This window comes from Dellaglioa sp. CoH-56-MRSF-14 (assembly GCF_056782115.1).
The window spans coordinates 46,549-70,826 of the sequence record NZ_JBXAYB010000003.1; the positions used below are offsets into that span (position 1 = coordinate 46,549).

Below are 24,278 nucleotides of genomic sequence, written 5' to 3' on the forward strand. Positions count from 1 at the left end.
AATAAGTTTTACCTTTCAATATAGTGCGTCCTATTATAATACAAAAAAGGTCCCACCTAAAATCAAATTAGGTAGGACCTTCTTTCAATCAGAAACGCTTAATTCATAAAGAATTATTTGTTAACGATTGTATCGCGAGCATCTGAACTCAAGTTGTAGAATGAGTGGATACCTTTGTATTCTGATGTTTCTTCTAAGTTATCTTCAATTCTCATTAATTGGTTGTACTTAGCGATACGATCAACACGGCTCAATGAACCAGTCTTGATTTGGCCAGCATTAGTTGCAACAACTAAGTCAGCGATAGTTGTATCTTCAGTTTCACCTGAACGATGAGAAACGATAGCTGTATAACCAGCTTCTTTAGCCATTTCGATAGCTTCCATTGTTTCTGTAAGTGTACCGATTTGGTTAACTTTGATAAGGATTGAGTTTGAAACGCCCATTTCGATACCTTTTTTAAGGTAGTCAGTGTTTGTAACAAATAAATCATCCCCAACTAATTGAACTTTGTTGCCCAATTTAGCTGTCATCATCTTCCAGCCTTCCCAATCGTTTTCATCCAAGCCATCTTCAATTGAGATAACTGGGTATTTGTCAACGATTGCTTCAAGGAATTCAACCATTTCTTCAGAAGTATAATCTTGGCCATTTTCGCCTTCATATTGTAATCTATATTTGCCAGTTTCAGCATTGTAGAATTCTGATGAAGCAGCATCAAATGCGATAGCAATATCTTTACCAGGTTTGTAACCGGCACGTTCGATTGCTTCGATTAAGATTTCAAATGGTTCTTCATTGTTCTTAAGATCAGGAGCGAAACCACCTTCATCACCAACAGCAGTAGAGTAGCCTTTTTCAGCTAAAATCTTTTGTAAGTTATGGAATGTTTCTGAACCCATACGTACAGCTTCTTTGATAGAAGGTGCGCCAACAGGCATGATCATGAATTCTTGGAAATCAACACTGTTGTTAGCATGTGATCCACCATTGATAACGTTCATCATAGGAGTTGGAAGGACATGTGCGTTAAATCCGCCTAAGTAACTGTATAAAGGAACTTCTAATTCATCAGCAGCAGCACGAGCAGCAGCAATTGAAACACCTAAAATAGCGTTAGCGCCCAATTTACCTTTGTTTGGTGTACCATCTAATGCGATCATAGCTTTATCAATACCAACTTGATCAGTAACATCATATCCAACAATTTCTTTAACGATAATGTTGTTTACGTTGTCAACAGCTTTAGTAACGCCTAAGCCCATGTAACGAGATTTGTCGCCATCACGTAATTCAACGGCTTCATGTTCACCAGTTGAAGCACCTGAAGGAACAATTCCGCGGCCCATTGCGCCGTCTTCTGTGTAAACTTCAACTTCAACAGTTGGGTTACCGCGTGAATCTAGAACTTCGCGTGCATAAATATCTGTAATCATTGACATAAATTTGTACTCTCCTTTAAAAACGTTTTTTGGCGGGGATACAATAACACCCTTACCATTATTTTAATAGTTTATTGATTCATTTTCAATCTTTTTAACAGCTAAAATACGAATTATGCTTTGAAGTTAACAAGGTCTAAGTATGAAGCAGTTTCCATACTTGCGCCACCAACTAAACCACCATCAATATCGTCTTTACCCATTAATTCTACGACGTTACCAGGTTTAACTGAACCACCGTATTGGATACGAACTTTATCAGCAACTGTTTGGTCATACAAATCAGCAACTGTTTTACGAATTACTGCACAGATTTCTTGTGCTTGGTCAGAAGTAGCTGTTTCACCAGTACCGATAGCCCAGATTGGTTCGTATGCAATAACTGCAAGATTAACTTGTTCAACAGATAAGCCTCTTAATGCAGCAGAAACTTGTCCAGCAACCCATGATTCTGCTTCGCCGGCTTGACGTTGTTCTAACGTTTCACCACAGCAGATAATAGGAACCATACCATTATTGAAAACAGCATGTGCTTTTTTGTTAATATCGTCATCATTTTCGCCGAAGTATTCGCGACGTTCTGAATGACCAATAACAACATAGTCAACACCCATTTCAGAAAGAACTTTTGGTGAAGTTTCACCAGTAAAAGCACCTTCATCTTCAAAGTATGCATTTTCAGCAGCAACTTTTAAGTCAGTACCTTTAGCAGCATCAAGTAATGTTTGTAAATCTACTGCAGGAGCAGCAATAACAGATTCAACATCGTCAAACTTTGGTAATTTACCTTTAAGACCTGCTACGAATTCAGCAGTTTCTTTAGGGCCTTTGTTCATTTTCCAGTTACCAGCAATAATTGGTTTACGCAAAATAATAACTTCCTTTCGTTAATAGACGGTTTCTTACGACAATTTAATTAAAAATTATTTTGTTGTAATAGCAGCAATACCTGGTAAAGTTTTACCTTCAAGGTATTCAAGTGAAGCGCCACCACCAGTAGAAATATGAGTTAATTGATCAGCAACACCTAATTGTTGAACAGCAGCAGTTGAATCACCACCACCAACGATTGTTGTAGCTTCTGATAAAGTACCCAAGAATTTACCGATTTCAAGTGTTCCGTTAGCATAGTTGCTCATTTCGAATACACCCATTGGTCCGTTCCATACAACTGTTTTAGCATCTTTTAAAACATCTTTAAATTCTGCAACAGATTTAGGTCCGATATCCAATGCCATGTAACCGTCAGGAATGTCACCATCAACAGTTTTGTGTTCAACATCGTTATCAAATTTTTCAGCAACGATTGAATCAACTGGTAATACTAATTTGTCGCCAGCTTCTTCAATGATTTGTTTAGCTAAATCAATTTTGTCTGTTTCAACTAATGATGAACCAATCTTCATACCTTTAGCAGCGTAGAAAGTATAAGTCATACCACCACCAACGATAACTTTGTCAGCTTTTTTAAGTAAATGAGAAATAACACCAATCTTATCTGAAACTTTTGCGCCACCTAAGATAGCAACAAATGGACGTTTTGGTTCGTCAACAGCTTCACCTAAGAATTTGATTTCTTTTTCCATTAAGAATCCAGCAGCAGCTTGTTCCATGTTGCTTGAGATTCCAACGTTAGAAGCATGTGCACGATGAGCTGTACCGAAAGCATCATTGACAAACAAGTCGCCAAGTGAAGCCCAGTATTTACCTAATTCAGGATCGTTTTTGCTTTCTTTTTTACCATCTAAATCTTCAAAACGTGTGTTTTCCATTACTAAAACATCGCCGTCTTTCATTGCTGCAATTGCGTCTTCTAATTGAGGACCACGTGTAGCAGGAACAAAAGTAACAGGTTTGTTTAATAAGTTAGATAAACGTTCTGCAACTGGACGTAATGATAATTCTTTTTTGTCTTCTTCAGTCTTAATACGACCAAGATGAGAAAGAAGAATGGCTTTACCACCATTTTCAGTTACATATTTGATAGTTGGTAATGCAGCAACGATACGGTTATCATTACCAATCACACCGTTTTTAATAGGAACATTAAAATCGACACGAATTAAAACTTTTTTGTCATTTACATCTAAATCTGAAACGATTAATTTAGCCATTATAATAGCCTCCTGTGTAATTTTGATTAAATAAAAAGGCAGAGGGAGTATTGCGTCCCTCCGCCTAAGCATAGTTATATGCGGTTTTAAAAAAGTTTAACTAGATTATGCTTCTAAGCTAGCAAATTTTTCTAATGTACGAATCATTTGTGCTGTAAAGCCAGATTCGTTATCGTACCAAGCAACAGTTTTAACCAATTGGTTAGCGCCAGTACCAGTTACTTCAGTTTGTGTTGGGTCAAAGATTGAACCAAAACTTGTACCAATGATATCTGATGAAACGATTTCGTCAGCATTGTAACCAAATGATTCGTTGTTTTCAGTTCTTGCTTTAATAGCAGCATTTACTTCATCAACTGTAAGATCTTTTGATTTCAAGATTGTAACCAATTCTGTCAATGAACCAGTAATAACTGGGACACGTTGTGCATGGCCATTCAATTTACCAACAAGATCAGGGATTACCATACCGATAGCTTTAGCAGCACCAGTAGAATGAGGAATTGTGTTACCTGCAGCAGCGCGTGCAGCACGTAAGTTTCCACCACGGTCAGGACCATCTTGTAATTTTTGTGTAGCTGTGTAAGCATGAACTGTTGTCATTGTACCAACTTCGATACCGAAAGCATCGTTAACAGCGCCAGCAAGTGGTGCTAAACAGTTAGTAGTACATGAACCAGCAGAAGCAATCTTAGTATCTGAAGTTAAAATGTCATCATTTACACCGTAAACGATTGTAGGCATTTTACCAGCAGGAGCTGAGATTAATACACGTTTTGCGCCAGCTTTAATATGAGCTGAAGCTTTTTCTTCTGATGCGTAAAAACCAGTTGATTCTAATACGATATCAACATTATTGTTTTTAACCCAAGGAATATTTGATGCATCTGCTTCTGCATATACAGGAATTTCCTTACCATTAACAACAATACCATTATCTGTTGCGCTAACTTCTGCGTCGAAGTTACCATGGGCTGTATCATATTTTAATAAATGAGCCAACATTGATGGAGAAGTTAAATCGTTGATTGCTACAACTTCGATGTTATCTGAAACTTCAGCAATACGACGGAAAGCTAAACGACCAATACGGCCAAAACCGTTAATACCAACTTTTACTGACATACTTAAATTTCCTCCTTTAGGAAATGAAGATTTATTTATTTTAAAAAGCGTGTTTGCACACTACTTTTTTAAAATCGAGTTTGCGGCACCCTCATCCGTGATTAACCACGTCTGTTTAGGTGCAAGTTTCATGTATGCCACAATTGCTTCGGCCTTAGAATGGCCACCTGCAACTGCGAAAATACATTTTATGTGCGTGAGATCCTCTATTTGTAAACCGATACGAGGAATCCTATAAACGACCTTGCCTTGAGCATCAAAGAAATATCCGAATGCCTCACCTACAGCTTTGTCCTCTTTCAACATGTCTATTATACCACTAGACATGTCACGACGCTTAGCCATATGCATTGCTTCTCCAATACTGTGAATTACAGCATTGCTTTCCTTGATTAAGTTCAAAACTTCTTGAATGCTCGGTTCTTCAAGAAGAGGCTCGTACGTTTTCTCACTTAGTTGTTCAGGTACATACAAGGCTCTATGTTTGCCGCCTGTGTGTAATGCCATCTTACCACTAATCGAGTTGGCTTGTATATCTACTGATTCACCAACACCACCTCTGGCTGGTAAAAAAGTTAAATCGCGCTTAATTGAAAGACGTGTTGTCAACTGATCAGCTACTTGAGCCATCGTTGTGCCACCCATTACCGCAATTAAATTTTTACCTTCTGGCAATAAGAGTGCTAACTTAGCAGCTAGACTCTTACCCATTGACTCTAAAACTTTAGGTTGTTCATCGGAATCGCCTGATACAATCAAACAATGTTCAATGCCTAAAATTCGACTCAACTCTTGTTCATCCTGTCGAACACCAACTAAATTATCCATCACTTTTTCAAGGCCATGTAGTACTGATATACCTCTATCCGTTAGCGTCATTCCTGACTTACCAACGACGATAAGTTCTTGCTTACGCAGAAAATCTGTTTCGGTTCTCATAACGCGTTCGCTTAGATTTAAAGTTGCTGCCAACATTCTGCGACCAACAGGCATCATCCATTCAATCTGTCTTAAAACAAAATATCTTTGTTTTAAAACTTTAATCATGTCTGGTGCAATTGCTTCGATCCACTCTAATTCATGATGCATACTGCACCTGCTCTCTTATGGGGCATTATTTGTCCCACAGTGTCGCATTATGACCCATTAATTCTAAAAAAACAAAGCACGATAACATTCTGCATTAATCAAAGTGTCTTCATACCTTTATTACAAGACAAATTATATCAGGTTGTTTCATACTTTGCAAGCACTTCAAACGACTATCTGCCATGTCAGCAATTGACGTTTGATATATGAGATAAGGTCATAATTGTTCCTAATCCTTGTAGCGTTTTCTTGCTGATGACGATGGAATGTTCAGGTTTTCACGATATTTTGCAACTGTTCGTCTCGAAATATCGATGTTTTGTTTCATTAATTGTAAAACTATTTTTTGATCAGAGAAAGGTTTCGTTTTATCTTCAGATTCAATCAAAGTCTGCATAGTTGTCATAATCGTTTTTGAAGATAGCTCTTCAGCATTCTTTTTGTTCTTATTTGCGATTTGTCCAAAGAATGATTTTATTTCATAAACACCAGATTCTGTTTCAATGTACTTATCATTAACGGTTCGACTAATTGTTGATTCGTGAACACCTAAAGCGGCTGCAACTTCCCGTAAAAGTAATGGCTTAATTGGTTTGGTTTTATCAGTGAAGAAGTCAGCCTGATATTTCAAAATATATTGTCCTACTTTTAAAATGGTATCGCCTCGTTGTTTCAAGCCATGAACTAGCCATTCATATTCCCGTTTCTTTTCAGTTAAATATTTGATTACTTCAGGATCTTGGTCTTTTGACATATCATCAAAATATTTTTGTTGAAAAACAACTTCAGGCTGTGCACCGCGAACTTTGAATAATGTTAATTCATTATTACTTTTTTTCAAAACTAAATCTGGATAGATTTTACCAATTCTAGTTGTCCCAAATCCTGCACCTGGATTAGGTGATAATGTGCGAACAAAATCTGATATTTCTTGAATTTCTGAAAGATTAACACGATATTTTTTTGCTATGTCCGACCATTTACGATCGACAAAGTTATCAAAATCATCTTTTATGACTGTATATGCCAATTCAGGCGCTAAATCGTCAGAATCAATCTGTAACATTAAACTTTCTTGTAAATTACGTGCACCAACACCGGGCGGATCTAAGCGTTGAATCAAGGTTAACGCATCTAATAACATAATGGGTGGTATTCCTGATTCTTCTGCTAAATCATCCAAATTAGCATTAAAATAGCCCGTCTGTTCAATATAATCTACTAAGTAAAGAACAACCTTTCTAAGCGGTGTTTGACGCATCGTTAGATAAATTTGTTCCAATAAATAATCCAATAAAGATTGTGATTCATCATCACTGACTGAATTCATATAATCAGTATCACCATTTGTTGTTAGATTAACTTTATAACGAGACTCCCCTGCTTGGATTCTCTGATTGTCGTCAACAGCTTCAATCAAAGGGTTTTCCATCATTTTTTCAGTGACAAATTCTTGTAAATCTTCTATATTATATTGCAACATTTTAATTGATTGTTGGAGCTCTGGTGTCATTGCCAGTTTTTGAATTTGCGTTTGTTGTTGCTTAAATTTCTGTTCAATAGCCATTATTTCTCAACCTCCGCTTTCGTTACTTGTTTTTTTTACGTAATTCAGCTAAACTATTAACTATACTGCGCCGTTGGTGTAATGGATAGCACGTAAGATTCCGGTTCTTGAGCTGAGGGTTCGACTCCCTCATGGCGCATCGTTAAAATTAAAATATTTTCTTTTGAAAAACCTTATATGTTGATATAAGGTTTTTTGTTTTCGCTTACATTAATTATATATCATGTTTCTTAAGATAGCCATGGCGTTCTTACCACACTACAAAATATAATAAGCAACATAGTAGAAAAAAATTAGTTCAATCAATAATAAATTAAAATCGTTAATATAGTTGGATTGTAATCGTTACCATTACGTTTCATAAAAAATAAATCCTACCTCAATTAAGAGATAGGATTTTCTGTTTAGCTCTTTTTACCGTAATCACCCATTTTAATACGAAGTCATTTTTGGGAATTTAATCATAAAGAAGATAGAAATAATTGACCCAATGTAACAAGCCCAAACTAACGGGTCTGTATAAACCAAATTTGATAGAGTTACATTTAAAATCACATTAAAAATTGATAGTATTATAATACCACGATATTTACATAATTTATTCTGTAATAAAATCATAATTATCTCAATGTTCCCTACTAATAACATGAATACATCTTCACTATAGAATTTACCTGAAAGAGCATGAACAATCATTATAATTGCAAGAATCATTAATATTATATTTAAACTGATTGCTATTATTTTTGAATTGATTACTTTTCTAATCATTTAGTTTCTCCTGATTTATAGTATTTACATATAAAGAACAGTGAAATCAAAATAGCTACCAGGAAGGATTCTAATGTAGGAAGATAACAATCATTATTAATCTCAATGATCAACATAATTGCGTTTAATACAATATTAAACATTGAAAGGATTACTATTATTATTTTATCGAAATAATTAAATTGGACAATCAGCATAAAAAATTGTAAAAGAACGATTATACTTGATACTGAAAGGAATAGATCTATATGTTGACTTCCCATTCCGCCTAATGAAAATGCAGTATCAAGAAATAAACTAAAAGTTTCTATAATAAATATAATATTAAAAAATGAATGTAATACTTTGGAATTTTTTAAAAGTTTCAACATTTTTAGCTCCTTAATATGATGTTATTTTATGAATATAAATAGGGTTAAATGAACCCGCAGCATAATATGGCTATTCCTTTATTTTATATACCTCAACATATTTACCTTTTCCCGAATGTTGATGAAAAATTTGATTTTCCTACTCTAAAAGAAATTTCTAAAACTTAAATAAATTACTATAATAACATCTAGAAATACCCAATACATTAATAATAAGTATTTAAATTTAGGTACTAAGTACTTATTATGCCTTTTAATCATTACATCTAATAAATACGTAATAGTATATATAATACCCATTCCAAATAATAATAAAACACCTAAAACAAGTAACCCATCACCATTATTTAAGCCAATACCATTTCTATGGATATATCCATCTATGATAAATATAAAGGGTATTATTTGTATCCCGATAGTCGCTAATATTTCTATATATATTTTTCCCATACTATCCCCTTTTAATATTTTGTGAATATACTGTGGGATAAAACTACCCTTAAATGCTATTACTTTAATCTATTTTTTCATTAACAACATTTTTATGCTATCATAATTTCAACATTACTTCAAAGTGATTTAACCATAACGTTAATCTAATTTAATATTTAAGCAAAAACCCAACCTCTTAAATTAAGGGCTCTGTAATATATTTATCAACAACAGTTGTAATAGAACCTTTAATAAATATCGCAATAAAAAAAGAGTTTTTCCTCGTATTTTTACGAGGAAAAACTCTTTTTAGTTAAACTATTAAATTTTAATTATTTTGCATAATTTCTTTTAAACCAGCCAACTAATCCCATAGCTAGCAACAGAACAAGGCCCATCATTGATAGTCCTGATTCTTTCATTTCACTAGTCTGAGGTAAACTGGTTTGACCTTTTGCTGCATTTTTTAAGACAGGTGTTTTCCCATCCGGTGTTACCTGTGAAGTTGTTGGCGTCGTGGGGGACGTTGTTGTTGGTCTTGTTGTCGGTGTGGTTGGTTTCGTTTTCTCTGGCATTTTACCAACGAATTCGATTCCAACCTCACTAGTATAACTAGCCGCTTCTGCAGTATTACCGAATGCACCTAAACTAAAAGATAACCCCAAAAGACTAATTATTAAAACACTCATTAGTTTTTTTCTCATAACCATACCTCGTCTATTTTGACTACTTATCTTCTTTTTTATCAGTTTGTAATTCTTCTAGAATTTGTCGTTTTGCTTCTGCGACAGCTTCTTCTTTATCTTTTTTGTTACGACGACGAACTAAGAACCAGATGAGCAACAATAGAAGTAATAGCAAGAAGATTCCTGCAAGGATATACCACATTGTGTAATCTTTTTCTAAGTCAACCGCTTTTTCGTTCAATTTATCTGCCGTTGCGCCATCAATTGTGAAATATTCTGTCCATTTCCACTTATGTACCCCAGAAGTCGCCGTCATTTCTAAACGGTACTTACCAGGCTTAAAGGGTTGGTTATCCCAGAAAATGCCATAATTAAAGTTTGTATTTGGAGCCATTGTCATATTCGAAGTGGTTGAAGCATGTAGTGCTTTATCACCATTTCTTGAATAGACTTTTCCATCAACTTTCAGGTTACGGATTGGTGTTGTTGTTGGATCTTGTAAGTTTACCTTCAATGTATTACGGAAATTAACTGATCCGGGCTCAATCTTAAGTAATTTCATATCAGGCTTAACAACATCGTCAGTTTCAGTTAACGTTGTCCCAATAACAAAGGCATAACGGTTTTTAATTTGAACGTTACTCTTTGATTTTTTTTCACTATCTTTGTTAATTTTTTCATAGAAGTACAAGCCACCGTCAATTTCGCCATTGAATTTCTTAGCGGGCATTGTGATATGGAATGTATGCTCAATGCTTTTCTTAGCCGGTACTGTCACTTCTTTATCTGACTTAATGATTGAAGATAGAGGGTTTACCATTGTTTTATCAAGTTTTGGTTTCACGTGACTGTATTCAACCACTCCGTTATCATTTGTAATCGCTGTATTTGCTTCAGCCATTACAGTAACATCTTTGTTAGTCGAATTTTTTAATGTGACAGTAATGTCTTGCTTTTGGTTCGGTTTCATTTTTAAATTAAAATACGTTTGGCGCTTATCAATTTGGTTGTTTGGAATATTTGCAGTAACAGCAAAGTTCATTTCAGCAGCATTCGCTTTTTGAACTTGTCCACTAAATATAACTAATCCTGCCACAAACGCCATAATGATTCCAAAAAATTTTTTATTCAATGTAAAAATCCTCTTTCTTCTCAAATTAACTTTATGGAGCCGCCGTCAATGTCCAGTTTAATGTCGACGTATATGTTTCACCAGCTACTTTTTCAGCCGGGCCAGGCACATCCAATCTCGCTGATTTATTACCTGTTGTTGCATCACCCATTGCTATTGTCCAGGTCCCTGTGGGATTAGTATTGGCAGTTGGATCTACTACTTGATATGATGCACCGTCACCTTTTAATAATATACTATCGGTAAATAAACCGGCATCAGGATCTCCGTTATCTGTTTTCGATGCTACATTTTTTATTGTAAGCACAGTACCCTTAAGTTCATTAGCACCACTTTTAAATGATGTGTTACTAACCGTCAACGACCAGTTTCCTGTCGTATTATTTGTAACCTGAACGTAATTAGGTACATCCCTATAATCTGCATCCGTGAGCTTATCTATAACCCACTCACCTGTAGCTTCATCACGATGTCCTGTTAAATCAGCTACTTTATCAAAAGCAGCATAATAAGATTTTTTATTTCCTGAAATTTTCTGAGTACCAAAATGTAAATCAGAAATATAATCTATCCTCAGGTCACCAGTAGTTGGCGTAACTGGATTAATTGGTTGTACTGGTTTTGTCGGATCTAATGGATCAACTGGACCAGACTTTGCAAGTAATGTTAAGTTAGCCGCTGTGGTTGCAGTTTTTCCATCAGGCGCTACTGCTGCATCAGCCACTGAATTTCCCATTATTGAAATTGCAAGGAGGGGGACAATGGCTACTACTAGTCGTAAGTTTTTTTTCAAGCTCATTGTTTTAACCTATCCCTTTCTGCATCCTATAATGGTGCGTCGTTTAACGTCCATGTAATTACTGATGTATATTTTTCTTTTAATTTAGTTGATGCACCAGGTACGTCTAAGGTTGCCTTAGTAACAGGTAACGTGTTAGTACCCATACCCATGTCTTTAGCTGCATCTACTACTGCAACACTTTGACTAGATCCGTCTAAAACCATATCCGCTGTTGGTTGGGTAGCATTATAACTTGCCCCATTATTATTAGAAACAGTTCCAGGCGTCAATGTTAACTTAGCCCCAGCTAATTCTTTTGAGCCGGTAAACTGTGTGTTGGCAACTGTTAATTTCCAACCTTCATTTGAACCACGGTTGTCATCAACAACGATAGAATCTGTAATAGTAGCTGCATCATATTTTGCATCTGATCCACTAATTTTTTGATCTCCAAAATCAACACTTGGTGCCTTTGTCAATTTAATTTCTCCAGCTCCAGTAGCAGGATCAGCTACAAAGTTGACATCACCTGATGAAGGTAATGTTACATCAGCAGCATGTACTGCTGGTGCTACTGTTGAAAACAAAGTAACGGTTAAAAGTGCTGCTGTTGCAATTGCTGTTTTCTTCATAATTTATTTCCCCTTTTGTTAACCCAATTTTTATAAGTTTGCGTCTGTTAATGTCCATGTTAAATCTGTTGTATATATTGTTCCAAGATTTTTAGCTGTTTTACCAGGTACTGTTAATGAAACGGCTTTAGCTTTAGCATCTTTACCAAATGAATCAGTCCATGTTCCCATTCCTTGACCGTCTGTAGCAGTAACAACCTTAACATCGCTACCAACTGTAGGAGCAACGACACTATTATTATCTTTATCACCAATTATTGATGGTGTTGTTGTCGCATCCATATTTGTTGAATTAAATGTTTGATCTTTCATACTCAATTGAGCACCAGTTAATTCTTTTGTACCGTCAGTAAATGCGCCTTCTTGCTTAACATTAACTGTCCAACCAGCATTTGATCCACGGTTATCTGTTACTTGTAAGTAGTTAGCTACTTCTTTTGCTGTTCCTTTAGAATCTGTTATTTCAACAGGAGCTGCGTAGTAAGTTGTATCACTACCAGAAACTTTATTTTTTGAACCAAAATCAAAGTTTGAAACATAATCTAATGATAATGGACCATTTGTTCCTGGGTTAATTGGAGGGTCTGTTGGGTCAACTGGATCTGTTGGATCTGTTGGATCAACTGGACCTGTTGGATCTGTATTATCTGTAAAACCAACGCTACCTTTTGTTGGAAGTGATCCTACTGTTGCTGCATTTACAGCTGGTGCTGCAATTAAACCTAATGTTGTTAATACGATTGCGCTTGTTACGATTTTAGTTGTTTTCATTTTAATTTCCCCTTTTTTTAATTCCCTATTTTTTTGTAGCCTATTAGAAAGTGATATGACTTAATTTTATAAACCAGCGTCTGTTAATGTCCATGTTAAATCTGTTGTATATGATGAACCGACCGTTTTAGCTGAATTACCAGGTACTTTCAATGAGACAGCTTTACTTGCTGTATCTTTTGTAGCATCAGCATCGTAGACACCAAATGAATCTGTCCAAGTCCCCATACCTTGATCCTTACCAGCATCTAAGACAGCAACGTCAGCACCAATTGATGTTGTAATTGTAGCTTTAGCTATAGCTGGATCTGTTGTTCCGCCAATATTTTTAGAATTTAAAGTTTGTGTTCCCATACTTAGCTGTGCGCCATCTAAATCAGTCTTACTATCGTTAAATTGTTTTACTTGTTTAACTGACAATTTCCAGCCTTTATTTGATCCACGTTTATCTGTTACTTGTAGGTAGTTAGCTCTTGTAACTTCTTTACCATCTTTATCAGCTAATTTAACAGGTGCAGCGTAGTAAGTTGTATCGTCTCCAGAAACCTTATTTTTTGAACCAAAATCAAAGTTAGAAACGTAATCAATTGATAATGGGCCAGGTGTTCCTGGTTGAGGATTATCTGGGTCTGTTGGATCCGTTGGGCCTACTGGGCCTGTTGGATCCGTTGGATCAACGGGTGTTGTTGGATCTGTATTTTCCATAAATCCAACCTTACCTGTTGATGTATAATCTGCAGCATGTACTGCAGGTGCTGCAGCTAAACCTAATGTTGATAAAATAATTGCGCTTGTAACGATTTTAGTTGTTTTCATAATTTATTTCCCCTTTTAATTAATAACCATTTTTATTTTTTATTGACTAATTTAGATTTTATAAGTTAGCGTCTGTAAGTGTCCATGTAATATCTGATGTGTATTTTTCTGCAACTTTTTTACTATCACCAGGGATAGCTAATTTAACAGAAGCTTTGGCTTTAGCAGCATCTGTTGTTGCGTTACCAAAGGATTCAGACCATGTACCAGAACCTGCGCCATCTTTTGCTTGCATAACAACTTTGTCCCCTGATGTAGCTGAAATGTCAACGCTATTTGTTAATGTTGGTTTTGGTTTTGATGCGTTATTATCAGCATTAGTTGCTTCAGGATTAGATAACGTAATTGTTGTCCCATCTAATTCTGATTTTGTTGTTTCACTTGTAAATGCTTTTGCTTGTTGAACAGTAAGTTTCCAACCTGCTACTGTTCCACGGTTATCTGAAACTTGTAGGAAGTTTGCAAGATCTTTATCAGCTCCGGATGCATCTTTAACTGTCACTAATTGAGAGTCATATGTTTCGTTGTTACCTGACATCTTTTGAGCACCAAAGTTAAAGTTAGAAACATAATCGATTGATAATGGGCCACCAGTACCTGGATCTGTTGGGTTTGTAGGATCTGTTGGATCAATAGTATGTCCAGGATCTGTTGGATCCGTAATACCAGGATCTGTTGTACCATCATTTTTAGTCAATTCAATTTTACCGTGTGATGTATATGTTTGTGTTTCAGATGCATGAGCAGTTGTCATAATGGCACCTGTCACACCTACGCCTAATAATGTACTTAATAATAATTTACTTGAATTTTTCATCATTTATTTCCCCTTTATATAACCTTTTTTATAAGTTAGCATCTGTCAAAGTCCATGTTAATTCAGACTTATAAGCCCCTGCTACTTTGTTTGATTCAGCTGGAACAAGTAATGACACACTTTGTTTGGCAGCTGTATTATCTTTACCAAAACGGTCTGTCCATGTTCCCATACCTTTGTCGACCTTGGCTGTCATCACAGTAACTGCTTTGCCATCTGGATTGATGGCTGCTTGACTAGCTGTCGGCTGACTCATATTACTACTTCCGTTAGTTGTTCCATTCATTAACGTAATAATCGTTCCATCTAATTTATTTTTACCATTCATAAATGGATTGGTCTGTGCAACAGTTAGTTTCCAGCCTGCGTTTGAACCACGATTATCCGTTACTTGAACATAGTTTGGATATTCCCCAACCTTACCGTTTTTATCAACTAACTGGTCAAGTTGTGCATAATAAACACTGTCTTTACCAGAAATTTGTTGTTGACTAAATTGTAAGTTCGAAACGTAATCAATTGATAATGGTCCATCTGTTCCAGGATTAACTGGTTTAACCGGTTTTAACGGATCAGTTGGATTTGTTGGATCAACTGGCGGTGTACCGTCAGTATTTTTCACGAATTCAATAGTTGCATGCGACTGATAATTCACTGTTTCGCTTGCCAAAGCTTGCGTTACGGTAAAACCAGCCGGTACCATACTACCTAAAAGAACTCCCAAAATTAACTTTCTTTTTATCATCGTATCTACTCCCCTCGTCAGATTTTGATGTTTTTATAATATTAGCAAAATGCTAATGATTAACGTTAATTAAGCAAGGATTAGGATTAAGGCGCATCCGTTAGTGTCCATGTTATTTCCCCTGCATACTTACCTGCTTTAAGTGACATGTTGCTTCCATTAAGTTCAGCAACAACACCTTTATCGGCTGCCCAAGTGACATCTTTAGTTTCTTCTGTCTGACCTGAACCAACCTCTGTACTACCAGTATCTAAATCTTGTGCAGTTCCAGTTGCATCTATATATTTCAAAACACCTTTCAATGTGTTAGATCCATCTGTTAAAGGTTTTGAAACGCTAGCCTTCAATGTCCAAGCTGTTTTGCCTAGATTAGAAATTGATACAGTATTTTCAGCAGTACGTTGAAGATTGAAATTTTCTCCACTGTAAGGCAACATTACCCCATCTTTTGAACCAAAAGTCATTTCATCAGAGGCTGCAGTAATTGCTAAACCACCACCTGCAACTGTGATCTTAATCGTTTTTTCAACACCCTGAGCATTTACAATAACTGCTTCATAGTCACCAGCACTAGAAGTTGGTGTAAGTGTCGTTGATTTAACTGTAACTTTAGAATCAGCACCAGTTGATAGTATCCAACCTTTAGCCGAACTCTCTGTTAATATGAACTCATTTAATTTAGTCTCTGTTAATCCCGAGATAGATTTACTGTCCGTACTAAAATCCTTAGCGTAAACTACAGAATCACCATCAACGACGGTATCACCATCTATTACATTGACAGGAACGGCAACTTTAGCAGTTTCATTAGGTGTCACATCCGTATCCGTCAAAATCATATCTTGTATATAGAAACCAACTTTTGTGTTATCAAGTGGTTTATTTGATGGATTTGTAGGATCAATTTCTAATGTATGTTTATTAGTATTCATAATTGTTAAATCTTTGATTAATTTTGTTTCATCTATTGTAACGGTTCCGCCAACATCAATTTTTTGTGGAATAGCAGTTGCACCCAACTTGAATAAGTTGACAGTTACGGTAACTGGTTTTAATTGTTCGGTACCTCCAGCATCAATCGCAGTTACTATAACTTTATTTGCACCTACTTTTAATTTTGTAGGGTCAATCTTTGCAGAATAATCGACACCATCTTTTGTTGTTTCATAAGTATTCTCTGCTGGCGATGATATTGACCCATCTGGATACTTAATTTGAATGTATCCCTTTGTACTATCTTCATCTGAAACTTTACCTACAATTTTAAATGAATCTGTTTGATCCGCATAAGCATTAATTGTTGATGGTGTTACAGTTGCAACAGGTGGAATACTTGGTGTCGTTTCTTTATAAGTTAAGTAAGAACCTGTCGTTAATGTTTCTCCTGGGGCTAACGTTTTAGGATTAGCTTTTATTACAAAAGCACTATCTCCCTTAAACGGAGTATCTGGCTGACTAATGTCGTTGATAGCTATAATTTTATCAAGCACTGATGTCTCCATTCCAGTTCCTACAGCTCCACCTTTGAAATAACTACTTATATTTGATATATCTAATATACCAGTACCGGTAGCTTTCCCAGCTGAATAATTAGTCCAACCACCCAAGCTAGTATTATTACCGGGATCCTTCAATCTGTAATTCAAGGTATGTTTATCACTTACCATTTTAAATCCATTGTTAGGTCCCAAACTTTTTACAGGGACGTCATCCTTATCAACCAAAGTATCGACCCCCTGAGCTGCACCAATAGCTCGAGTTGCAGTATCATTATTTGTGATACTGAAATAACTATATATACCACCTGCTGCATCATACATTTCTTCAAATGTATAGCTCACCTTATATGTTACATCGTACATTGTAGCTTTGAATCCAGTACCATCATTATTTTTATAAAGATGGTAATCTGTAATTGGTCCAAGTTTTACAGCACTTTCAATTGTATTAGGCGTCGTGTTACTTTCTGCTGCATACCCATATCCACGATCTTTTGGAATAGCATTATTAATGATAATTCCATAAGACTTTCTTGGATTAGGATTTCTTCCACTGGCACCAACCTTCGTAAATGCCCAACTAGATGCATTACCCTGTTCACTGTAAGAATCGTTATTTGTCAGCGCACTTGGTTGGAAATTAAATGCTGCATTACCAAAATATAAAACAGGAGTCGCTGTATCATCTGCTTTTCCCGCGTTGTTTGTTGGAACACCATTTACTAACTTCCCGCCTCCTGTAAGTGACACATACTCATTTTTAGAATTTGATGCCACATCGGTAGTACTCCACTGAGTATTAATGGCCCCTTGTGATGGACCAACATAACCAGCAGCTGGTACTGCTGTCTCACTTTTTTTAGTCGTTGCTACTTTTTTTGTTGGTGCTTTCGTTACTTCTTCTTTAGTTGCTACTTCGCTTGTTATTTCTTCTTTTGTTGCTTTTATCGATGTACTTTTTTCGGTTGTTTTTTCAGAAGATGCTGTTTGAGGTTTAACGGTTTCATCTAGCTCTTTAGCTTGGACAGAAGTTCCTGGGCCCTCATTGTTAACCACGTTAACAATGCTACCTGTCATCACTCCTGCTAAGATAATTCCCGTCATTAACGTTGCTGAGATTCGTTCTTTTTTATTACTGTTATGCCCTTTCATTGTTTAGTCCTCCCCCTATAGTTGCTGCCTATTTATACCTAACATTACTATATTTAACTCATTAGTCTAGCTGATTAGTTGTGACCCCCTAGTCCCTCCTAATAGATTTATTCGTTAACTTAGCTGTAACCTAATCGCAAACTTATTATCTGGTTACTGCGACATAGCCAGTTTACCTATAATCTATTTAAATGTAAACATATTTTTTTAATTAAAAAATATTTATCTAATTTATGAAGTAACCGCTTTATCGATTTTGTTTTAATACAAAAGTAATTCATCAAAAAAAATGATGAATTACTTTTGCCAATTTACAGTTTATTTTGGTTACCCTTCACGAACTGGAACTACCGTTGCAAGACTTATTTCTGTCCCATTTGTTTCAGTTATATAAAGAAGTGTATAGGCTCCTTGTTCTGGAATTTGTACAGAGAAACTAAGATCTGACTGTACGACTGTTCTAGCAATTTCATTACCGCTTGCATCAGCAATAATAATTGTATTTCCAGCTGTTTCTCCAGTACCTGTTAAATATTTATCACTTTGATAATAAGAATCAACAGTTGGTTTAGCAATCGTAACATCTTTATGCTTAACTACCGTAGTTTTCACATCACTCCAACCAACACCTGTATTCTGACGAACACTAACTGTTGTATCTTCATGTTGTTTAGGAATAGTAACTTCGTAAAGTCCATTTTCATCAACGATACCTGTCCCTATAACTTTATCGCCAACTTTAACTTCAATTTTAGCACCTGGAACACCACGACCTGATACCGTTGTATCTGTATCAAAAATTGTTTCAACGGTTGGAATTTCTTTCAAAAGTGCCCAACCCGGGTCTAGGTGATATGTTGGCAACGTGTCAGAAGCATTATATGAACCCAACACGTCCCAATCAATTGGCGCACCATTTTTTACTAAACCACTATTAAATATATAACTTGAGTTATTTTCTGCGTCCGCTACTCTGATACCTGTATCTGTTACCATTTGCCCAATATCAAGAGATAAATGAACTTTGAAGTCGGCAAATGCAATCCAAGAATGAGATGGATTTTTGATTCGTAATGTTTTACCATTATCCTCAACTCGGATATCATTTTTATTATACGTATATTTACTTCCGTTATTAAATTGGAAATTTCCTGTTATATAATTATTGAACGAATCATGGTTAAAAAGTGGAACTAACTCTGAAGGAACTGACAAGACATAGTCTGTCGATTCATTAATTCCTGCCGAAATAATCGACTTTCCTTCATAATCAAAATCTAATGTACCTGTTGTCACTGTATTATTACCTTGTAAGTGTAGACCACTTGCACCCGTTCCAGATACTTTCATTGAGCCTCTTGTAATAACACCTAATTCTTTCGTACCTACTTTAGCTGTCGCCACCTGCTTTTCATGGTTACTAGCATCTACGGAATTATTAGCTACCCCTAAAATCATTACTGAATTCAATAATCCAACCACCGCTACCGTTTTAATCACATTCTTCTTTGTCTGACTCATTTCTACTTTGTTCATTTTATTCATCTCCTCTATTTTGGTTTATAAACAATTATTTGATACAGGCCCTCCATAAAAAAATTAGTTAGAGCATTACTAATACCTCCTTATATTTATATTTATTTTTTTATTAATACCTTAAACACAGCTTATCATGTTAACGCTTTCTTTTGCAAATTTAACCACTAGTATATTTTTAATTTTAACTAAATTGGACTTAGATAATAAGCAAAAAAAATAAGCTATCTTCATATAAATACGAAGGTAGCCTACTTTAATTTTAACTATTCTTTATTTTGATTGCTTTGAATCGTTATATTTAACCCATCCAATTAATCCTGCGGTTGATAAAAGAATAAATCCTATCATTGATAATCCTGATCCTTTTATTTCACCGGTTTGAGGTAATCTGTTTTGATTCGATGCAACATTCTTTGAGACAGGTGTTCTCCCGTCTGGATCTGGTGTCACCTGAGAAGTTGTTGGCATTTTACCTACAAATTCAATTCCCATTTCACTTGTATAACTAGCCGCTTCTGCGGTATTACCGAATGCACCTAAACTAAAAGATAACCCCAAAAGACCAATTACTAAAGTACTCGTTATTTTTTTCCCCATAACCATACCTCACCCATTTCGACTACTTATCTTCTTTTTCACCAGTTTGTAATTCTGATAAAATTTGTCGTTTTGCTTCTGCGACAGCTTCTTCTTTATCTTTTTTATTACGACGAACTAAGAACCAAATAATCAATAATACAAGTAGAAGTAAGAAGATTCCTGCAAGAATATACCACATTGTATAATCTTTTTCTAAGTCAACTGCCTTTTCGTTCAATTTATCTGCCGTTGCGCCATCAATTGTGAAGTTTTCAGTCCATTTCCACTTATTCACACCAGAAGTTGCCGTCATTTCTAGACGGTACTTACCAGGTTTAAAGGGTTGGTTGTCCCAAAAAATACCATAATTAAAATTCGTATTGGGAGCCATTGTCATATTCGAAGTGGTTGAAGCATGTAAGGCTTCATCCCCATTTCTTGAATAGACTTTTCCGGCTACCTTTAAATTACGAATAGGTGTTGTTGTTGGGTTTTGTAAATTTACCTTCAATGTATTACGGAAATTAACTGAACCTGGTTCAATTTTAAGTAATTTCATATCAGGTTTAACAACATCATCTGTTTCAGTTAACGTTGTCCCAATCACAAATGCATAACGGTTTTTAATTTGAACGTTACTCTTTGATTTTTTTTCACTATCTTTGTCGATCTTTTCATAGAAGTATAATCCACCATCGATTTCGCCATTAAATTTCTTAGCGGGCATTGTGATATGGAACGTATGCACAACACTTTTCTTGGCTGGAATTGTCACTTCTTTATCCGACTTAACAATTGAAGATAGAGGATTTACCATTGTTTTATCAAGTTTTGGTTTCACATGACTATATTCAACCACACCGTTATCGTTGGTTACAGCTGTATTTGCCTCAGCCATTACGACAACTGCTTTATTAGTCGAATTTTTCAATGTGACAGTAACATCTTGTTTCTGATTAGGCTTCATTTTTAAATTAAAATAGGTTTGGCGCTTATCAACTTGATTACTTGGAAGATTTGCAGTAACGGCAAAGTTCATTTCAGCAGCGTTCGCTTTTTGAACTTGTCCACTAAATAAAACCAATCCTGCCACAAACGCCATTATGATTCCAAAAAATTTTTTATTCAATGTAAAAATCCTCTTTCTTTTCAAATTAGCTTTATGGAGCCGCTATCAATGTCCATTTCAACGTTGATGTATAAGCTTCTTTTGTTTTCACAGTGGTACCAGGAACAAATAACGACACTGCATCGTTTCCTGTAGAGTTAGTTCCCGCTTTATCAGTACCCATAGCAAGTGTCCAAGTACCGAACGGATTATCACTATTACCATCTGTCGTACTAACAACCGAAACAGGAGTACCACCAGTTCCTGTAAGTTTAACGTTACCTGGTAAGTCCCCGCTTAGCCCTAAACCTGGATTTTCACTATGTGCTTCGATATTCTTAATATTTAGTACAGCACCTTTAAGCACGTTCCCGCTAGGACTTTTAAAAACAGTGTTACTAACACCTAATGACCAATTACCCGTTGTATTATTTGTGACCTGGGCGTAATTAGGTACATTATAATAATCTTTATCTGTTAGGTTTTGTGTGTCCCACACTCCACTTGAGTCACGACGGTTAGTCATGTCAGCTACTTTATCAAAAGTTGCATAGTAGGTTTTATTACTCCCCGAGATATCCTGTGCCCCAAAATGAAAACTAGAAATATAATCTATTCTTAAGTCTCCAGTTGTTGGCGTAACTTGATTGAGTGGGTGCACTGGTTTTGATGGATCTAACGGATCAACAGGACCAGACTTTTCAAGTAATGTTAAGTTAGCTGATGATATCGCAGTTTTTCCATCAGTTGCAACTGCTGCATCGGCTACTGAATTTACCATCATCGAAAATGCAAGGAGGGGGACAATGGCTACTGCTAGTCGTATATTTTTTTTCAAGCTCATTGTTTTAACCTATCCCTTTCTGCATTTTATAATGCTGCGTCTTTTAATGTCCATGTAATTGTTGATGTATATTTTTCATTTAATTTACTTGTTGCACCAGGTACTTCTAAAGTTGCTTTAGTAACAGGTAATGTGTTAGGCCCCATACCTTTATCTTTAGCTGCATCTACTGCTGGAACAGCTTTAGATGAACCATCTAAAAGCATAGTTGCTGCAGGATTAGCCACAAACTTTGCCCCATTACCATTAATAATTGAACCATTTGTTAAGGTTAACTTAGCACCATCAAGTGCCGTACCCGTTGCCGTGGCAAATTGTGTATTTGCAACTGTTAAATTCCAACCGACATTTGAGCCACGGTTATCATCAACTTGGATATTAGCATCCTCTGGTTTAGCGCCAAAAGACGTTTGTTCATAAGTTTTTGTTGATCCACTAATTTCTTGATCCCCAAAATCAACACTCGGTGCACTGATTAGCTTAAGTTCGCCTGCCCCAGTAGCTGGATTAGCTACGAAGTTAACATCACCTGTTGTGCCTTTTGTAATATCGGCAGCATGTGCTGCAGGTGCTAATGTTGAAAATAACGTAACTGCTAAAAGTGCTGATGTTGCAATTGCTGCTTTTTTCATAATTAATTTCCCCTTTGGTTTAACTTACTTCTAATCTTTTTATAGACCTGCGTCTGTTAATGTCCATGTTAAGTTAGTTTTGTAACTTGTTCCAATTGATTTAGCTGTTTTACCAGGTACTTCTAATGAGATTGCTTTCATTGAAGCATCTGTATCTGTTCCATCGACATATGTGCCAAATGAATCAGTCCAAGTACCCATACCTTGACCCTTAGCAGCACTTACAACTTCAACATCTTTTCCAACAGTTGGTGTAATAACACCACTATTTAAAGCAGTTGGGATTGTTGTCGTGTCACCAATATTTGAAGAATTAAATGTTTGACCGGTCATTTTTAATTGCGCACCAGCCAACTCAGAAGTCCCATCATTAAATTGGGCATCTTGATTTACTGAAAGTTTCCAACCACCATTTGTACCACGGTTATCAGTTACTTGTAAGTAATTAGCACGTTTAACCTTATCACCTTTACTATCTGTAGCTGAAATTGGTTGTGCATAGTAAGTTTCTGTAGAACCAGAAATCTTATGATCAGCACCAAAATCAAGATTAGAGATGTAATCAATCGATAAAGGTCCATCTGTACCAGGTTTGATTGGATCTGGATCTGGATCTGGTGTAATTGGATTTGTTGGATCGATTGGATCTGTGGGATTTGTTGGGCTTGTGCTTCCTGCGACAAAACCTACTTTACCTGTTTCATTATATGTTTGTGTATTATTTGCGGCATGTACAGCTGGTGCTGCAGTCAAACCTAATGTTGTTAACGCAATTGCACTTGCAACGATTTTTGTTGTTTTCATTTTAATTTCCCCTTTTATTGATTCCCTCTATTTTTTAATAACCTAGTTGATACAGGTTTACATCCCTGCGTCAGTAATTGTCCATGTTAAATCAGTGGTATATGGTTTAGCTTCTTTAGCTGAATTACCAGGTACGGCTAATGAAACAGCCTTCATTGCTGTATCCTTTGTAGCATCTGCATCATATACACCAAATGAATCTGTCCAAGTACCCATACCTTGACCCTTAGCTGCATTCAAGACTTCAACAGCGCTACCAGGTGTTGCTGTAATTGTAGCATCGGCTATAGCTGGGGTTGTTGCATTAGTTACACTATCCATATTTTTAGAATTTAATTTTTGTGATCCCATTTTTAATACTGCACCATCTAAATCTGCTGAGCCATCATTAAATTGTTTTTCTTGTTTAACTGAAAGTTTCCAACCAGCATTAGTACCACGTTTATCCGTTACTTGTAAGTAAGTAGCATATTTAGCACCACTAACTGCTTTGACAGGTGCAGCGTAGTAAGTTGTATCGTCCCCAGAAATTTTGTTTTCACCAAAATCAAAGTTAGAAACGTAATCAATTGATAATGGTCCATCAGTACCAGGACTAACAGGAGGAACAGTTGGTTCTAATGGATCAACGGGTTTATCTGGATCAACTGGGTTAACGGGTGGTGTTTTATCATCATTTTCTGTAAAACCAATCTTACCTAATGATGTGTAATTTTCTGTATGGTCTGCGGCATGTACAGCTGGTGCTGCAGTTAAACCTAATGTTGATAAAATAATTGCGCTTGTTACGATTTTAGTTGTTTTCATTTTAATTTCCCCTTTTAATTAAT

The 24,278-nt window shown here is 36.0% G+C and carries 24 protein-coding genes and 1 tRNA gene; 1 reads left to right on the forward strand and 24 read right to left on the reverse strand.

The genetic code is table 11. The features are described from left to right. Window positions 1-113: 113 nt before the first annotated feature. The 6 genes from eno to rpoN all read right to left on the reverse strand — a co-directional run bounded on the left by eno (window position 114) and on the right by rpoN (window position 7,337). Window positions 114-1,442 (reverse strand): phosphopyruvate hydratase, encoded by a 1,329-nt coding sequence (eno, locus tag AC1RPX_RS03925; RefSeq protein ID WP_481761445.1) that lies wholly within the window; start codon window positions 1,440-1,442, stop codon window positions 114-116. 113 nt (window positions 1,443-1,555) lie between these two features. After that, window positions 1,556-2,311, reverse strand: coding sequence for a triose-phosphate isomerase (gene tpiA, locus AC1RPX_RS03930; protein WP_481761446.1), 756 nt, complete (start codon window positions 2,309-2,311; stop codon window positions 1,556-1,558). Between the two features lie 54 nt (window positions 2,312-2,365). Next, window positions 2,366-3,556 (reverse strand): phosphoglycerate kinase, encoded by a 1,191-nt coding sequence (locus AC1RPX_RS03935; RefSeq protein ID WP_409022217.1) that lies wholly within the window; start codon window positions 3,554-3,556, stop codon window positions 2,366-2,368. A 105-nt stretch (window positions 3,557-3,661) separates the two neighbouring features. Continuing rightward, window positions 3,662-4,681, reverse strand: coding sequence for a type I glyceraldehyde-3-phosphate dehydrogenase (gene gap / locus AC1RPX_RS03940; protein ID WP_409022216.1), 1,020 nt, complete (start codon window positions 4,679-4,681; stop codon window positions 3,662-3,664). 60 nt (window positions 4,682-4,741) lie between these two features. Continuing rightward, window positions 4,742-5,770, reverse strand: a complete 1,029-nt coding sequence (locus AC1RPX_RS03945; RefSeq protein WP_481761447.1) for a sugar-binding transcriptional regulator — start codon at window positions 5,768-5,770, stop codon at window positions 4,742-4,744. 229 nt (window positions 5,771-5,999) lie between these two features. Then, on the reverse strand, window positions 6,000-7,337 hold the full coding sequence (gene rpoN, locus AC1RPX_RS03950; RefSeq protein WP_481761448.1) for an RNA polymerase factor sigma-54: 1,338 nt from the start codon (window positions 7,335-7,337) through the stop codon (window positions 6,000-6,002). Between the two features lie 67 nt (window positions 7,338-7,404). Here rpoN and AC1RPX_RS03955 point away from each other — a divergent pair. Then, a tRNA-Arg gene (locus AC1RPX_RS03955) sits at window positions 7,405-7,476 on the forward strand. Window positions 7,477-7,769: 293 nt separating this feature from the next. Here the strand turns inward: AC1RPX_RS03955 and AC1RPX_RS03960 are convergent. The 18 genes from AC1RPX_RS03960 to AC1RPX_RS04045 form a co-directional block, all read right to left on the reverse strand. After that, a complete protein-coding gene (locus AC1RPX_RS03960; RefSeq protein ID WP_481761449.1) occupies window positions 7,770-8,108 on the reverse strand; it encodes a hypothetical protein in 339 nt (112 codons plus the stop codon). 515 nt (window positions 8,109-8,623) lie between these two features. Further along, on the reverse strand, window positions 8,624-8,929 hold the full coding sequence (locus tag AC1RPX_RS03965) for a hypothetical protein (protein WP_481761450.1): 306 nt from the start codon (window positions 8,927-8,929) through the stop codon (window positions 8,624-8,626). Between the two features lie 314 nt (window positions 8,930-9,243). Further along, window positions 9,244-9,615, reverse strand: coding sequence for an LPXTG cell wall anchor domain-containing protein (locus AC1RPX_RS03970; RefSeq protein WP_481761451.1), 372 nt, complete (start codon window positions 9,613-9,615; stop codon window positions 9,244-9,246). Window positions 9,616-9,637: 22 nt separating this feature from the next. Further along, window positions 9,638-10,729: a WxLIP family cell surface protein gene (locus AC1RPX_RS03975; protein WP_481761452.1), complete on the reverse strand. Its 1,092-nt coding sequence runs from the start codon at window positions 10,727-10,729 to the stop codon at window positions 9,638-9,640. A gap of 31 nt (window positions 10,730-10,760) precedes the next feature. After that, window positions 10,761-11,528 (reverse strand): WxL domain-containing protein, encoded by a 768-nt coding sequence (locus AC1RPX_RS03980; RefSeq protein WP_481761453.1) that lies wholly within the window; start codon window positions 11,526-11,528, stop codon window positions 10,761-10,763. A gap of 26 nt (window positions 11,529-11,554) precedes the next feature. Continuing rightward, window positions 11,555-12,142 (reverse strand): WxL domain-containing protein, encoded by a 588-nt coding sequence (locus tag AC1RPX_RS03985; protein WP_481761455.1) that lies wholly within the window; start codon window positions 12,140-12,142, stop codon window positions 11,555-11,557. Between the two features lie 30 nt (window positions 12,143-12,172). Beyond that, window positions 12,173-12,913: a WxL domain-containing protein gene (locus tag AC1RPX_RS03990; RefSeq protein WP_481761456.1), complete on the reverse strand. Its 741-nt coding sequence runs from the start codon at window positions 12,911-12,913 to the stop codon at window positions 12,173-12,175. Between the two features lie 66 nt (window positions 12,914-12,979). Further along, on the reverse strand, window positions 12,980-13,729 hold the full coding sequence (locus tag AC1RPX_RS03995) for a WxL domain-containing protein (protein WP_481761457.1): 750 nt from the start codon (window positions 13,727-13,729) through the stop codon (window positions 12,980-12,982). Between the two features lie 58 nt (window positions 13,730-13,787). After that, complete coding sequence (locus tag AC1RPX_RS04000) at window positions 13,788-14,549, reverse strand: WxL domain-containing protein (RefSeq protein WP_481761458.1); 762 nt, start codon at window positions 14,547-14,549, stop codon at window positions 13,788-13,790. 25 nt (window positions 14,550-14,574) lie between these two features. Next, on the reverse strand, window positions 14,575-15,291 hold the full coding sequence (locus AC1RPX_RS04005; RefSeq protein WP_481761459.1) for a WxL domain-containing protein: 717 nt from the start codon (window positions 15,289-15,291) through the stop codon (window positions 14,575-14,577). Between the two features lie 86 nt (window positions 15,292-15,377). Then, entirely contained in the window at window positions 15,378-17,942 is a 2,565-nt protein-coding gene (locus AC1RPX_RS04010; protein ID WP_481761460.1) for a hypothetical protein, read from the reverse strand. A 327-nt stretch (window positions 17,943-18,269) separates the two neighbouring features. Further along, on the reverse strand, window positions 18,270-19,478 hold the full coding sequence (locus tag AC1RPX_RS04015) for an Ig-like domain-containing protein (RefSeq protein WP_481761461.1): 1,209 nt from the start codon (window positions 19,476-19,478) through the stop codon (window positions 18,270-18,272). A gap of 273 nt (window positions 19,479-19,751) precedes the next feature. Continuing rightward, a complete protein-coding gene (locus AC1RPX_RS04020; RefSeq protein ID WP_481761462.1) occupies window positions 19,752-20,078 on the reverse strand; it encodes an LPXTG cell wall anchor domain-containing protein in 327 nt (108 codons plus the stop codon). Window positions 20,079-20,100: 22 nt separating this feature from the next. Next, window positions 20,101-21,189 (reverse strand): WxLIP family cell surface protein, encoded by a 1,089-nt coding sequence (locus tag AC1RPX_RS04025; RefSeq protein WP_481761463.1) that lies wholly within the window; start codon window positions 21,187-21,189, stop codon window positions 20,101-20,103. A 31-nt stretch (window positions 21,190-21,220) separates the two neighbouring features. Further along, on the reverse strand, window positions 21,221-22,012 hold the full coding sequence (locus AC1RPX_RS04030) for a WxL domain-containing protein (RefSeq protein ID WP_481761464.1): 792 nt from the start codon (window positions 22,010-22,012) through the stop codon (window positions 21,221-21,223). Window positions 22,013-22,038: 26 nt separating this feature from the next. Further along, window positions 22,039-22,644 (reverse strand): WxL domain-containing protein, encoded by a 606-nt coding sequence (locus tag AC1RPX_RS04035; protein WP_481761465.1) that lies wholly within the window; start codon window positions 22,642-22,644, stop codon window positions 22,039-22,041. Window positions 22,645-22,683: 39 nt separating this feature from the next. Further along, window positions 22,684-23,448, reverse strand: a complete 765-nt coding sequence (locus tag AC1RPX_RS04040) for a WxL domain-containing protein (protein WP_481761466.1) — start codon at window positions 23,446-23,448, stop codon at window positions 22,684-22,686. A 57-nt stretch (window positions 23,449-23,505) separates the two neighbouring features. After that, complete coding sequence (locus AC1RPX_RS04045) at window positions 23,506-24,255, reverse strand: WxL domain-containing protein (protein WP_481761467.1); 750 nt, start codon at window positions 24,253-24,255, stop codon at window positions 23,506-23,508. Window positions 24,256-24,278: the final 23 nt, after the last annotated feature.

Excerpts from the sequence above, each read along its gene's own strand:
- AC1RPX_RS04040 (WP_481761466.1), bottom strand. The coding sequence starts at position 23,448 with ATGAAAACAACAAAAATCGTTGCAAGTGCAATTGCGTTAACAACATTA.
- AC1RPX_RS03960 (WP_481761449.1), bottom strand. The coding sequence starts at position 8,108 with ATGATTAGAAAAGTAATCAATTCAAAAATAATAGCAATCAGTTTAAAT.
- AC1RPX_RS03965 (WP_481761450.1), bottom strand. The coding sequence starts at position 8,929 with ATGGGAAAAATATATATAGAAATATTAGCGACTATCGGGATACAAATA.
- AC1RPX_RS03985 (WP_481761455.1), bottom strand. The coding sequence starts at position 12,142 with ATGAAGAAAACAGCAATTGCAACAGCAGCACTTTTAACCGTTACTTTG.
- AC1RPX_RS04000 (WP_481761458.1), bottom strand. The coding sequence starts at position 14,549 with ATGATGAAAAATTCAAGTAAATTATTATTAAGTACATTATTAGGCGTA.
- eno (WP_481761445.1), bottom strand. The coding sequence starts at position 1,442 with ATGTCAATGATTACAGATATTTATGCACGCGAAGTTCTAGATTCACGC.
- AC1RPX_RS04015 (WP_481761461.1), bottom strand. The coding sequence starts at position 19,478 with ATGAACAAAGTAGAAATGAGTCAGACAAAGAAGAATGTGATTAAAACG.
- gap (WP_409022216.1), bottom strand. The coding sequence starts at position 4,681 with ATGTCAGTAAAAGTTGGTATTAACGGTTTTGGCCGTATTGGTCGTTTA.
- AC1RPX_RS03980 (WP_481761453.1), bottom strand. The coding sequence starts at position 11,528 with ATGAGCTTGAAAAAAAACTTACGACTAGTAGTAGCCATTGTCCCCCTC.
- AC1RPX_RS04030 (WP_481761464.1), bottom strand. The coding sequence starts at position 22,012 with ATGAGCTTGAAAAAAAATATACGACTAGCAGTAGCCATTGTCCCCCTC.
- rpoN (WP_481761448.1), bottom strand. The coding sequence starts at position 7,337 with ATGGCTATTGAACAGAAATTTAAGCAACAACAAACGCAAATTCAAAAA.
- AC1RPX_RS04020 (WP_481761462.1), bottom strand. The coding sequence starts at position 20,078 with ATGGGGAAAAAAATAACGAGTACTTTAGTAATTGGTCTTTTGGGGTTA.
- AC1RPX_RS04005 (WP_481761459.1), bottom strand. The coding sequence starts at position 15,291 with ATGATAAAAAGAAAGTTAATTTTGGGAGTTCTTTTAGGTAGTATGGTA.
- AC1RPX_RS03995 (WP_481761457.1), bottom strand. The coding sequence starts at position 13,729 with ATGAAAACAACTAAAATCGTTACAAGCGCAATTATTTTATCAACATTA.
- AC1RPX_RS03935 (WP_409022217.1), bottom strand. The coding sequence starts at position 3,556 with ATGGCTAAATTAATCGTTTCAGATTTAGATGTAAATGACAAAAAAGTT.
- AC1RPX_RS03945 (WP_481761447.1), bottom strand. The coding sequence starts at position 5,770 with ATGCATCATGAATTAGAGTGGATCGAAGCAATTGCACCAGACATGATT.
- AC1RPX_RS04010 (WP_481761460.1), bottom strand. The coding sequence starts at position 17,942 with ATGAAAGGGCATAACAGTAATAAAAAAGAACGAATCTCAGCAACGTTA.
- AC1RPX_RS04035 (WP_481761465.1), bottom strand. The coding sequence starts at position 22,644 with ATGAAAAAAGCAGCAATTGCAACATCAGCACTTTTAGCAGTTACGTTA.
- AC1RPX_RS03990 (WP_481761456.1), bottom strand. The coding sequence starts at position 12,913 with ATGAAAACAACTAAAATCGTAACAAGCGCAATCGTATTAACAACATTA.
- AC1RPX_RS04045 (WP_481761467.1), bottom strand. The coding sequence starts at position 24,255 with ATGAAAACAACTAAAATCGTAACAAGCGCAATTATTTTATCAACATTA.
- AC1RPX_RS03970 (WP_481761451.1), bottom strand. The coding sequence starts at position 9,615 with ATGAGAAAAAAACTAATGAGTGTTTTAATAATTAGTCTTTTGGGGTTA.